The sequence below is a fragment of the Dokdonia sp. Asnod1-B02 genome (assembly GCF_045063955.1).
Taxonomy (GTDB): Bacteria; Bacteroidota; Bacteroidia; order Flavobacteriales; family Flavobacteriaceae; genus Dokdonia.
Map to the genome: position 1 here is coordinate 1316088 of NZ_JBEFNW010000002.1, position 12102 is coordinate 1328189.

General features: G+C 36.1%; 10 protein-coding genes and 1 other RNA gene. 7 read left to right on the plus strand and 4 right to left on the minus strand.

Annotated elements, in window-relative coordinates:
- Positions 1-941: 941 nt before the first annotated feature.
- Both ACJJVU_RS06045 and ACJJVU_RS06050 read right to left on the minus strand, forming a co-directional pair.
- Entirely contained in the window at positions 942-1607 is a 666-nt protein-coding gene (locus tag ACJJVU_RS06045) for a response regulator (RefSeq protein ID WP_405223340.1), read from the minus strand.
- Complete coding sequence (locus ACJJVU_RS06050; RefSeq protein ID WP_405223342.1) at positions 1607-3247, minus strand: hypothetical protein; 1641 nt, start codon at positions 3245-3247, stop codon at positions 1607-1609. Before ACJJVU_RS06050 ends, ACJJVU_RS06045 begins: the two co-directional genes overlap by 1 nt.
- A 416-nt stretch (positions 3248-3663) precedes the next feature.
- Here ACJJVU_RS06050 and ACJJVU_RS06055 point away from each other — a divergent pair, with 416 nt between their 5' ends.
- The 3 genes from ACJJVU_RS06055 (at position 3664) to ACJJVU_RS06065 (ending at position 6212) form a co-directional block, all read left to right on the plus strand.
- Positions 3664-4965 carry a D-arabinono-1,4-lactone oxidase gene (locus ACJJVU_RS06055; protein WP_405223345.1) on the plus strand — a complete coding sequence of 434 codons (1302 nt, stop codon included), beginning with the start codon at positions 3664-3666 and terminating at the stop codon, positions 4963-4965.
- Positions 4966-4968: 3 nt separating this feature from the next.
- Positions 4969-5628: an HAD family hydrolase gene (locus ACJJVU_RS06060; RefSeq protein ID WP_405223348.1), complete on the plus strand. Its 660-nt coding sequence runs from the start codon at positions 4969-4971 to the stop codon at positions 5626-5628.
- Between the two features lie 365 nt (positions 5629-5993).
- Positions 5994-6212, plus strand: coding sequence for a hypothetical protein (locus ACJJVU_RS06065; RefSeq protein WP_405223351.1), 219 nt, complete (start codon positions 5994-5996; stop codon positions 6210-6212).
- Positions 6213-6379: 167 nt separating this feature from the next.
- On the opposite strand, the gene ssrA is transcribed toward ACJJVU_RS06065, so the two are convergent.
- Positions 6380-6778, minus strand: a transfer-messenger RNA (tmRNA) gene (gene ssrA, locus ACJJVU_RS06070).
- 126 nt (positions 6779-6904) lie between these two features.
- Between ssrA and ACJJVU_RS06075 the strand changes: the two genes are divergently transcribed.
- Together ACJJVU_RS06075 and ACJJVU_RS06080 are read left to right on the plus strand one after the other, a co-directional pair.
- Positions 6905-8110, plus strand: a complete 1206-nt coding sequence (locus tag ACJJVU_RS06075) for an NAD(P)-dependent oxidoreductase (RefSeq protein WP_405223354.1) — start codon at positions 6905-6907, stop codon at positions 8108-8110.
- 84 nt (positions 8111-8194) lie between these two features.
- Positions 8195-9115, plus strand: a complete 921-nt coding sequence (locus ACJJVU_RS06080; RefSeq protein WP_405223357.1) for a TIGR01777 family oxidoreductase — start codon at positions 8195-8197, stop codon at positions 9113-9115.
- 60 nt (positions 9116-9175) lie between these two features.
- Here ACJJVU_RS06080 and ACJJVU_RS06085 read toward each other — a convergent pair whose 3' ends face one another.
- Positions 9176-9841 carry a YceI family protein gene (locus ACJJVU_RS06085; protein ID WP_298328331.1) on the minus strand — a complete coding sequence of 222 codons (666 nt, stop codon included), beginning with the start codon at positions 9839-9841 and terminating at the stop codon, positions 9176-9178.
- A 426-nt stretch (positions 9842-10267) separates the two neighbouring features.
- Here ACJJVU_RS06085 and ACJJVU_RS06090 point away from each other — a divergent pair, with 426 nt between their 5' ends.
- Entirely contained in the window at positions 10268-10834 is a 567-nt protein-coding gene (locus ACJJVU_RS06090) for a nucleotide exchange factor GrpE (RefSeq protein ID WP_298328328.1), read from the plus strand.
- A gap of 89 nt (positions 10835-10923) precedes the next feature.
- Positions 10924-12054 (plus strand): molecular chaperone DnaJ, encoded by a 1131-nt coding sequence (gene dnaJ, locus ACJJVU_RS06095; RefSeq protein ID WP_108876722.1) that lies wholly within the window; start codon positions 10924-10926, stop codon positions 12052-12054.
- The last annotated feature ends 48 nt before the right edge of the window (positions 12055-12102 follow it).

Sequence of the window (12102 nt, forward strand, 5' to 3'; positions counted from 1 at the left end):
GAGGCCATACGTTTCATTTTTGCTTTTTATAATATTAACTTAAGCGAGATACTAAAGTTAAAAATAGATTTGGATTGTAATGGACATACGCTTTCTAAGGTGTAACCGCATTTTGAGAATTTTATTGGAAATTAATTTAAGAGGTGTAATAATCACTCCTAAGTTTTGAGATGATTCCCGTACAAAAAAAAGGGTCTCCAGATGGAAACCCTCTACAAACAATCCCGACTTAGAAACCCCTAGCAACTAAGCCGTGACAAGTATACGAGCTTTATATACATATGATGTACGGGAAACCGCATTTGCTCCTTTTTATTTTTTTGATGTTCGATTTTAACACTTAATAATTGTCGGTAAGTATCGTCGTCTAGTGTTTTTTACTTTCACGAAAGCGAATTTTCTAAGTTTAATTAGCTCCAAAAAAAAAGGCACCCAAGTGGGTGCCAAATGCAAATAATCTTGACTTAGAAACCCCTAGCAACTAAGTCTTAGCAAGGATACGTGTTTTTTGAATAGGTATTTTACGGATTTCCTTTATTTGAGCTTTTTTTTCTGTTTTTTTAAATTTTCGCGAAAGCGGATTCATAAAAATCATGAAATAGAATCATAAAAAAAGGGTACCCAAGTGGATACCCTGTACAAACAAATTTAGCCTAGAAACCCCTAGCAACTAAGCTGTGACAAGGATACGTGTTTTTTGCATAGGTGTTTTACGGATTTCCTTTATTTGAACCTTTTTTTTTACTTTTTAACACTTGTGTTTTTGTGGATATTTGATTGTCAGTTATTTGTAAAAAAAAGAGAGGATGTCCAAATGAACATCCTCTACAAACAATCCTTGACTTAAATCCCCCATGATTTTAAGTCGTGATAAGATTACGAGATTTTAATACAACAATGTTACGGGAAACCGCATTATGGTTATATTTATGAATTATTACTTAGATAATACCTAAATCTTTTACCAACGCAACAAGATGAACAGCGTTATTTGCTCTAAACTGAATTTTGAGTTTGCTCATTTTTTTTTCAATAGCACTTAGACTTGATGGAGACTCGTTAAGAGCTACGAGTTCTTTACTTATTTCATCATGAGAGTAGCCATAAGAAAGTAATCGCATGAGGGTGATGTCGTACTCATCTATTTGTAAATCTTCATTGTCAGACATTGCCATAGCAACGCGCGGAGAGACATAACGCTCTCCATTAAAAACGGTTGTGATTGCCTCTTTAAGATCTGAGATTCCTTCTCGTCCTTTGCATACAAAGGCATCTACACCTGTATCATTATATAACTGTCTCACACGCTGGAAGCGATCTTCTACAGAATAAATGATAATATTGAGCTCAGGATGTTCTTTCTTTAAAGTAGCAGCAAGATCATCTCCAGATGCAAATTGCTGCTTGCGGTGATCTGCTACAAATGAAAGATCAGAAATTATGAGGTCATAAGGTTTACCATCCATCGCTGCTTTTTTAATGAGTTTATATGCCTCATCACAATATTGTACTTGCTTTATGTAGGGTACTTGATAGGTAGTGAGAATGTGTTGTACACCTTCATTAATACTTCCTAAATCGTCTGCTATAATTACTTTTTGAAACATTATATGTTGATCTGTGCTTTAAAACCTTGGTTAGACTTACTTTCAAAAGTAATTGTTCCTTTTAAAGCTTCTATACGGGATTCCGCATTGAGCAAACCATTTTTAGAATTTATAGCGCCACCTATACCATTATCCTTATACAGAATATGCAGTTTCTTACCTTTTTTTGAAATCTCAACGAAGGCTATAGATGCTTTACTATGTTTATTAGTATTTGTAATAAGTTCTTGTAAGACCCTATAAATAGTAGTTTTGTGGACTTTTGAAATTTGATTCCAATCTACCTTGTCGATACCTTTTGTGATGATGTTGAGAGATGGAGTTTTGTAACTTAATAATAAATCCCGTAAGGTCGTGTGGAAAGATTCTTCTGTCTCAATAAAACTGTTTTCTCTAGAAATATCTCGAGTTCTACTATAAATATACTCTAGATTATCGAGTAAATGACTTTCATTGTACGCGTTAGTTTGCACTTGTGAGATTAGTTTATACACATCATTTGCAACTTCGTCATGTAATCTCTTTGAGATTTTTGTTTCTGTGATATATACTTGTTCAAGGCGCTTTCTTTTATGACGTAATGAAAGGAAGATGATAATACCTACTGTGACTATTGCAATAAATAGCGCTAAAAACTGGTAGCGTGTTTTATTAACTTTCTCCTGTTCTGCTATGAGCTCGCTTTCCTTTGCTTGAGTCTGGAAAGTGGCGTATTCATATTTTTGAGCTACATATTTATTTTCTTGAAGAGTTTCTACTTTGTCTAAGCTGTCTGAGAGTTTTTTAAATACAACGGCATTTGCCGTTGTGCCTATATCAATTGCCAGTCCAAGGGCTTCTAGTTTATATCTAGGATTATCGAGGCTGTAAGCAATATCTTTTGCGAGAAGAGCATGTTTTCTGGCTAGTGCTTCTTTGCCTTGCTGGTGGTAGTAGTGTGCTAGATGTCTATTTGTAGAAAAACTTCCCGTTATATTATTACCTTTTTCATTAATGGTTAGCGCTTCTAGCATTAGTATCTCACCCTTGAAATCACCTAATTGAGTTACACTATATCCATAGTTGTCATATATGGTTGCCAGCGTGTAATTATATTCTATGCGGTCTGTATCCTTCATAAAGGGACTTAAGACTTGAGCAGCTTCCTCATAGGATGCGCGTTCCATATAAATGGTGGCGATGTTATTTGAAATGGTAATACTATCTTCCTTTTTTGTAGCCATCGCCAGTGCTTGCTGGTAGTTTTCTAGAGCTAGTGGCAGATTGTTAAGACTTCTGTGCAACCTACCCAGTCTATTTCTGAGACGAACGATGGTTTGTGTATCTGTTACAGGAATATTTTTTAAAAGATTAATGGTGGCTTTTTCGCTCTCAAAAATGTCACCATTATTAAAATATCCTAAGGATATAAGCTCAGAGTAATAGTTATTGCGGGCTTTATCGTTATTAGGATTTTCAAGTTGGCGTTTAAAGTAATTAATTCCCTCAGCAATATCCTGAGTGTTTTGTGGATATGCAATAATCCTAAAATAATATTGCGTACTGTCTACTGCCTCTTGCGCCTGTAATGGAACTAGCCAAAAGGTACTCACAGTGAGCACAATCAATAAAATGAGCGATCTGAAAATCGATTTCTGCATCCCTCAAAGATATTATATTTTGTAAGTGGGAAATAACGGGTTTGTAAGTAAAAAATATTGATGTGGATAGTTACGCTTTCGCGAAAGCGTATGCTATAGTCTATCTAACAATGATAGTTTAGTTTAATGTAAAGATTCCGCCTCAGGCTGGTAAGAGGTTTTAGGAGTTATGGAGTTCATTGCGGAGGTGTCGTTTTATATTTTCAAGAAAAATACGACTCAATAGTGTACACTGTGCACAGTAAATAAATAGAAATATCATAAAAGTTCTTGATTAATATTACATAAAGTAACTCCACAGACATAGTTGCATAACCCTTAATGTAAAATTATCTTTAATGATTTGTTAGAGTTAATTAAAGGTTCAATTACGATAGTAATTTGTTAAAATTCAATATAACTTTGCAATAAAAAAATTGAAGAAAGAAAATACTTGGATTAGCTGGAATGAAAATGTAAAACATTCATTTATAAATAGCTATGATATCACTACAGAAGAAGAATTTGCAGATGCCATTAAGAACTCTGACAATGTCAGGTTCTACGGTTCTAAACAATCCTCATCAGATATTGCTGCTGGGACTGACTCACTTATTAATATCAAGAATTATAATCAGATAATTGATGTTGATAAAGCATCTAAAAAAATAACTGTCCAATCTGGAATTGAGCTTAAAGACCTTCTAGAAAAAATAGAGAGTTTAGATTGGTGTATTCCTTGTCTGCCAGACATCAATACTATTACGTTAGGTGGAGCCTTAGCAACTGGAACACATGGTACTAATGGAGGGCTTATCTCGTCATATATGACGAGTTGTAGACTCATCCAAGCAGATGGTACAATCCAGGTGATAAATGAAGATGATATGCTCATGGATGCTGTGAGAGTATCTCTGGGAGTTCTAGGTGCCTTCTCTACAATTACACTGCAATGTGAGGAATCATACACACTACATCTGATTGAAGAACCTGAGAGTGATGCTACATGGACGAAAAACCTAGGTGACTATTTATCTAATCATGATTTCTTAAGAATATTATGGCTTCCTCATACAGGGATGGGTTATGTGATAAAGGGGAAGAAGATTCCAAAAGATCAACATGTCGAAGAAGATCTAGGACCTGCATATTTGAAAAATAGAAGAAAGGCTTCAAAATTTTTATATCAGCTGACTAAGACAGCTCCTTGGACTATATATTTTGCAAATAAAATTCTTTACCAGCGATTTTTTAAAAGTAGAAAAGAACATAAAGGAAGTTTATACCAGGCTACAGTTACAAAATCTAGAGGATCAACGCTTGAACTTGCGGAGTGGACAGTTGATTTTGATAAATTCTCTTCTTTGCTCAAAGAACTATCTGAAACAATAAATAGTTTTAAAAATAAATCATTCATCCACATACCTATGGATGTGCGTTTTGTAGATAGTGATGATAGCTGGTTGAGTAATGCTTACAAGAGAAAAACGGTTACCATGGGTTGCGTTTCAAGAGATGCATCTAGTGCAGATAGTTATGAAGCATTTAAAACGGTAGAAGACATTTTTCTTAAATATGGAGGAAGACCACATTGGGGAAAGCGCTTTGCCGCTAAAGATCCAGAGCTAACTAAACTCTACGCAAAGTGGAATGATTTTAAAGATTTACGTAAGTCTATGGATCCTACGAATAAGTTTTTAAACAAGTATTTAGCTTCTATTTTCTCAGAAAAATTATAATCAATGGTTAAAGGAGTATTATTTGATTTTGATGGAGTGATAGCTTATAGTAAGCATATACATTTTGCCTCTTGGCAGTTTGCTGTAAATGAGGTGCTGGATGCTACTGTAGTAATAACTTCTGGTGATATTAAATCTGGCGCATCACCAATAATCATATCAGAGATATTGTGTGAAAAATTTGGAAGTCACTCTCAAGCCGAGGAGCTACTAACAGTTAAAAACAATTATCTAACTGAGCATATTAATGAAGTAGAACATTATAATGGTGTAGGAAAGTTATTTGAATATCTGAAAAAGCGCAATATACCCTATGGTATAGCCAGTAATGCAAGCAGTAACTTTGTAAAAGACTGTATAAAATTCTGGAAGTTTGAAGTACCTGTGATGTACGGCTATGAAGATTATGTAAATCCAAAACCTAATCCAGAACCTTATTTAAAGTTGGCAAATAGTTTAAATATAAAACCCGCTGACTTTAAAGATGTTTACATCTTTGAGGATAGTGAGCTAGGCTTACAAGCAGCTTTAAATTCAGGTATGAAATCTGTTTACATACAATCACATTGTGTAGTTTCCGAAAATATCATTAGTCAAACTAATTATCAATTTAATTCACTGTTTGATGCGATAGGAACTATTGATAAGCTTATAGCTTCTTAGTTAATAGAAGCTCTCATCATGAGAACTTGAAAATTATGAATGTCTTTGAGCTAGGTCGTTTTCAATACTGTATCATTTTTCTTTAATAAAACTTAAATTGACAGCGCTGTAGGTTAATCATTTAGAGGTCTTTAACGGTTGCTAGTTAAAATGTCATAATCCAGCTTAAATTATATTAGTGTCCAATTAAATTTATGTGAAACTAAAATGAACCACATGAAAATAGTAGGAAAAATATTCAGAATAGTGACAGTCGCTCAACTAGGTTATTATACCTACGACTGGATAAAGAATAAACGATCTTTTAAAAAAGAGTTTGTTCCAAATTTGAAGAAAATAAAACGGAAACTAATATAATAAGCATTATGGACAATACTAAAAGAGCAGCAGATCTTGACAATAAGGAGCACGGTGTGCACAAGGATAAGCACATAAATCAATACGGAGATCAAAACAAGGATTCATCCCAACCTAAAAGCGATGCTGGAGAGACTCATAAAGCTGGAGACAATATACTTTCTAATAAAGAAAATGCAGTGCAAGACAATGCTCATAAGGACGCGAAGCAAAAATCAAAACAATAAGATTATTGATTTGCAATTATTTCAAAATACTACAGTGAAAACTTTTATTCAACGCTGTACAATATGATGTAGGATTTCATTTCGGTGATGCTAACCGACATTGATAAAAATGAAAAACCCTGTAAATCAACGATTTACGGGGTTTTTGTTGAGTTTTGATACTCAATTAGTGGAGTCGGAGGGATTCGAACCCTCGTCCAAACAAGCAATATTACTGCTTTCTACGTGTGTAGTTTCTGTTTAAATTTTCGTGAGATTGCCGGTTAGAAACTACCAACGCACCCCTTATCTTCAATTAGGTGTCTCTCTCGCATCAAAGCCCTACGAGGGATAGGTTTACTTTTACGAAGTCACTATATCGATTGCCGTAAACCAAGGCTCTCGAGTGACTTCCTGCTTGTCTACCTTGTAGACCGAGGCGTAATCTTACTATAATTCAGATTATGCAGCTAGGGCGTAGTTGTTCTCGCCGTTTAAAAAGATGAAAAATGAGATTTACGAGCTGTTTTCCAGCGCTCGACACGCTTACAATACTATTGGTCTCGCTGTCAAAACCAGTCGACCCCAGTATTAAAATTTCCACTTTGCTTTCGCGAAAGCGGAACTACAAATATACTACTAAAGCTTATATTTGCTATTAATATTATGCAAAAGCTGTACCAACTACAGACACTGCCAAAACTTCACACACTATGAAATTTGCAATTATCAAGGAACGTAAAAATCCACCAGATAGAAGAGTTGTTTTTTCTCCAGAAAAACTGGCAGAAGCAAGAGAGCAATTTGAAGATGCAAGCTTTGTAGTCGAAGCATCTGATATAAGAGTGTTTCCAGATATGGCTTACACCATTAATGGCTTTGATGTAGAGGAAGATGTCTCTGATGCAGATGTGATGATTGGGGTGAAAGAAGTGCCTATGGAGGCGCTTGTGCCTAATAAAAAGTATTTCTTTTTTAGCCATACCATTAAGAAGCAACCATATAACCGTGACCTACTCAAGGCTATACTTGATAAGAATATAGAGATGTATGATCACGAAGTGATTACAAAGGCTAACGGAGCACGACTTATAGGTTTTGGTCGTTATGCAGGACTTGTTGGAGCATATAATGGTTTTAGATTATTAGGATTACGTGATGGACTTTTTGAACTTCCTAAGGTAGAAACGCTATTAGATCTTGAGGCTGTAAAAAGCCAACTAGATAAAATCAAGCTTCCTGCTATTAAAATTTGTCTCTCAGGTAGTGGAAAGGTTGCCCGCGGAGCACAAGAGATTCTAGACCATCTCAAGATTAAGGAGGTGACAGATCACGCTTATTTAAATGAAGAATTTAGTGAGCCAGTATATTGTACTATTGACGTACTTGAGTATAATAAACGTATTGATGGTACAGAAGGTTCTCGATTAGAGTTTTATAAAGACCCTTCTGGATATGAGAGCGACTTTATGAAGTATGCAAAGGTGACAGATTACTTTATTGCTGGACATTTTTACGGTGATGGTGCTCCTTATCTATTTACTAGAGAAGATGCAAAACATCCAGAGTTTAAGATTAATCTTGTTGCAGATGTATCTTGCGATATAGACGGTCCAGTGGCGAGTACCATTCGTCCTTCTACTATTGCAGATCCATTTTATGGGTATAATCCTGCTACAGAACAAGAAGATGATTATAATAAGGATGGTGTGATTGCTATGATGGCTGTAGATAATCTCCCGTGCGAATTACCTAAGGATGCTAGTGAAGGTTTTGGTGAGATGTTTTTAAAGCATGTGATTCCAGCGTTTTTTAATGGAGATAAAACAGGACTTCTTGATCGAGCGAGAATGACGCAAGATGGAAAGCTTACTGAGCGTTACAGCTACCTTCAAGACTATGTAGACGGTAAGGAGTAACGTTAAAGTTACACTAAATTCCTACAAGTGTTAAAAGATAAATAACACTACTTTGTACCTTTATCGTTCATCAATCAATTAATAATGAAAGTTCTTATTACAGGCGCCACGGGATTAGTAGGGCGCGCACTCACAGACTTATGTCATAAAGACGGCATAAGTGTACATTATCTAACTACCTCAAGAGATAAAATTGAGGATACACCTAATTATAAAGGTTTTTACTGGAATACAAAGACAGATGAGCTTGACGAAGCTTGTTTTGAAGGAGTAGAAACTATCATCCACCTTGCTGGAGCATCCATTGCGCAGCGCTGGACACCAGAAAATAAAAAAGCAATTTTTGAAAGTAGAGCTACAACAGCGAGATTGTTGTATAGTGCGCTTTCGCGAAAGCGGTCTAAAAACCAACCTATTTCTATAAAGCATTACATTTCTGCTAGTGCAGTAGGTGGATATCCATCTTCATTTACAAAAATGTATGATGAGTCTTATCCAGAATATGCTAAAGGTTTTTTAGGACAAGTTGTCGAAGAGTGGGAAAAAGCTGCTTTAGAATTCCAAAAACTTGATATCATTACTAGCCGTGTGAGAACGGGGATTATTCTTGACAAAGACAGTGGAGCGTTACCTAAAATTATGCAACCTGTAAAATATGGAGCAGGTGCACCACTAGGATCAGGAAAACAATGGCAATCATGGATTCATGTGGATGATATGGCAGGGATTTACTTCCATATATTAAAAAATAAATTGGCTGGCATATATAATGGGGTAGCACCACACCCAGTTACAAATAAAAAGCTGACAGAAGTGGTGGCAGACACTATGGGCAAGCCACTTATCATCTCTAGAGTCCCTAAGTTTGCACTTAAACTCATGCTAGGCGACATGGCAGTAATAGTTTTAGAAAGCCAGAAAGTAAGTGCTCTTAAAATTAAGACAGATGGATATGAATTTAAATACCCAAAAATTGACAAGGCTATAGAAAGCTTATTGGACTAACCAAAAAAAGAAAAGCCACTCGTGAGAGTGGCTTTTTTTACGCTCTATAAAAAGGAAGTCTTAAGCTTTAGTAGCTTTAAGATTTACAGTAAGCTCGATATCGTCAGAGATAAATTTATCTCCTAAATCGTCAAATACAGATTGTGATCCGTAGTTTACTCCCCAATCAGTACGATCAATAGTAAATGGCTCACTTGTAAGTGTCATATTTTCACCTTCTACAGCATAAGAAACTGGGAACTCAATGTTCTTCTTCTGGTCTCTTATAGTAAGGTTACCTTGCATCATTTTTTTACCGTCTTTTTCTGTAACTCCAGTTACTTCAAAAGCAGCAGTAGGATATTTTGCAACGTTAAAGAAGTGATCTTCTTTTCCTTCTGCCATTCCCTTTAAGTGTCCTTCAAGACTTTCTTTTCCGTCACCAGCCTCAAGGTCAGTTACAGTAATAGAAGTCATGTCAATAAGAAATGTTCCAGTAATAGCATCTCCAGCAACATTTACAACACCGTTTTCTATGTTGATAGTTCCGTTGTGCTTTCCTGTAGGCTTGCTTCCTACCCATGCAATTGTAGAGCTTGAAGCATCTACCTTAAATTTTGCAGCATCTTCTACTACAGCTACTTCCTGAGCATCTTTTGCTTCTGTCTCGTTCTTTTCTCCTTTACAAGAAACTACTCCTGCAACAAGAGCTACAGCAGCAAGTGTATTTAAAATTTGTTTTTTCATCTTGATAAAATTATTTAGTGAACTGCAAAATTAACATTTATCCATAGCCCTTATCATAATGTTATCTTAAATAGTAGTACGCTTTCGCGAAAGCGTAACAAACCTTAGAAATAGCTTTTTTATTACATGACGCAAGTAGGAGTATGGCTTTAAGCTTGGTCTCTGGTTGTGGATATAGTTAGATGACTATCTAAAAAATGATTCTTGTAACAGTTAGCATAGTATTCTCTTCTTAGATGGAAACAAATAACCGCTAGGCACGTCAAAGTTGTACATATAAGTAAGGATTACTTTTGTGAAGTGGTTTGATTAAATGTATTGATAAATCACGATACGGTAAGTTTTAAAAAGCCAGTGACATTTTGACATTTTGATACAATTGGCAGTACTTTTGCCACCTCAATAAAAATTGAATTTAAGACCATTATGGCAACAGAAGATAAAACACCAGACAATACAGTAGACGAAGCTGCTCAAGAGCAGTTTGTACACGAGGCAGAAGATGCAACGGTAGAGGCAACTGAAGAGGTAAAAGATGAAAGAAGCGAGCTAGAAATCGTTCAAGATCAACTGGCAGAGGAGAAGGATAAATTTTTACGCCTTTTTGCCGAATTTGAGAATTACAAGAGACGTACTACTAAGGAGCGTATAGAGTTATACAAAACTGCAGGACAAGAAGTCATACAAGCTATGCTTCCAGTTGCAGATGATTTTGACCGTGCTCTTAATGAATTTAAAGGCGATAAAGACGACGTTCACGTAAAAGGAATGACGCTTATAAGCAATAAATTTAAAGAGACGCTTAAGTCTAAAGGACTTGAGGAAATGAGTGTGAGAGCTGGAGATGATTTTAATGCAGATCAACATGAGGCAATAACTCAAATACCAGCACCTAACAAGAAATTGAAAGGTAAAATTGTAGACGTGATAGAAAAGGGATACAAGTTGGGAGATAAGATCATCCGGTTTCCTAAAGTAGTTACGGGACAATAATTTTAAAATGATTTACATCGCAGTATTTGTTTAAACTTATACTGCGATTGCAATAGATTAAGAGTGCTCAGTAACGCTGAGCTTTGATTATGAAAGAAGATTTTTACGACATATTAGGTATCTCAAAAGGAGCCACAGCAGCCGAAATTAAAAAAGCATACCGAAAGAAAGCGGTGCAATATCACCCAGACAAAAACCCTGGTGATGATACTGCAGAAGCAAACTTTAAAAAAGCTGCAGAGGCATACGAGGTGCTTAGTGATGATAACAAGCGTGCTCGTTATGATCAATATGGTCACCAAGCCTTTGAAGGCGGAGGTGGCGGTGGCGGCTTCGGTGGTGGAGGTATGAACATGGATGATATCTTCAGTCAGTTTGGAGATATTTTCGGCGGTGCTTTTGGTGGCGGCGGAGGTGGTTTTTCTGGATTTGGTGGTGGCGGAGGTCAGCGTCGAGTGAAGGGAAGTAACTTACGTATTCGTGTAAAACTTACTATTGAAGAAATTGCAAACGGCGTTGAGAAAAAAATCAAGGTTAAACGTAAAAAGCAAGCCGCTGGAGTATCATACAAAACATGTACTACCTGTAATGGTGCTGGACAAGTGACAAAAATCCAGAATACTATTTTAGGCCGCATGCAAACGAGTGCTCCTTGTACTACTTGTGGTGGAGCAGGGCAAATGATTGATAAACGTCCAGATGGTGCAGATGCGCAAGGTCTTATTATAGACGAGGAGACAGTAAGCATCAAGATTCCTGCAGGAGTAGTAGATGGAATGCAGCTTAAGGTTACTGGAAAAGGTAACGAAGCGCCAGGAAATGGTATCGCAGGAGATTTACTTGTTGCAATAGAAGAAAAAGATCACGAGTTCTTACAAAGAGAAGGTGATAACCTTCACCTAGATCTTTACATTAGTATTAGTGAAGCAGTACTAGGTACTTCAAAAGAGATTGATACTGTTACTGGTAAAGTACGTATCAAGATAGAAGAAGGTGTACAGAGTGGTAAAATACTACGCTTGCGTGGTAAAGGTATTCCATCTATAAACGGTTACGGTAAGGGAGATTTATTGGTACACGTAAATGTATGGACGCCTAAAACACTTAATAAAGAGCAAAAGCAGTTTTTTGAGAAGATGGCAACAGATGATAATTTTATGCCTAATCCAGAAACTGGAGATAAGTCATTCTTTGAAAAAGTTAAAGATATGTTCTCATAATGTGAAACTTTCAAATTTTGTGAAACCAAAATTATAGGGTTCATAAAA

Excerpts from the sequence above, each read along its gene's own strand:
- ACJJVU_RS06045 (WP_405223340.1), bottom strand. The coding sequence starts at position 1,607 with ATGTTTCAAAAAGTAATTATAGCAGACGATTTAGGAAGTATTAATGAA.
- ACJJVU_RS06050 (WP_405223342.1), bottom strand. The coding sequence starts at position 3,247 with ATGCAGAAATCGATTTTCAGATCGCTCATTTTATTGATTGTGCTCACT.
- ACJJVU_RS06060 (WP_405223348.1), top strand. The coding sequence starts at position 4,969 with ATGGTTAAAGGAGTATTATTTGATTTTGATGGAGTGATAGCTTATAGT.
- ACJJVU_RS06065 (WP_405223351.1), top strand. The coding sequence starts at position 5,994 with ATGGACAATACTAAAAGAGCAGCAGATCTTGACAATAAGGAGCACGGT.
- ACJJVU_RS06075 (WP_405223354.1), top strand. The coding sequence starts at position 6,905 with ATGAAATTTGCAATTATCAAGGAACGTAAAAATCCACCAGATAGAAGA.
- ACJJVU_RS06080 (WP_405223357.1), top strand. The coding sequence starts at position 8,195 with ATGAAAGTTCTTATTACAGGCGCCACGGGATTAGTAGGGCGCGCACTC.
- ACJJVU_RS06085 (WP_298328331.1), bottom strand. The coding sequence starts at position 9,841 with ATGAAAAAACAAATTTTAAATACACTTGCTGCTGTAGCTCTTGTTGCA.
- ACJJVU_RS06090 (WP_298328328.1), top strand. The coding sequence starts at position 10,268 with ATGGCAACAGAAGATAAAACACCAGACAATACAGTAGACGAAGCTGCT.
- dnaJ (WP_108876722.1), top strand. The coding sequence starts at position 10,924 with ATGAAAGAAGATTTTTACGACATATTAGGTATCTCAAAAGGAGCCACA.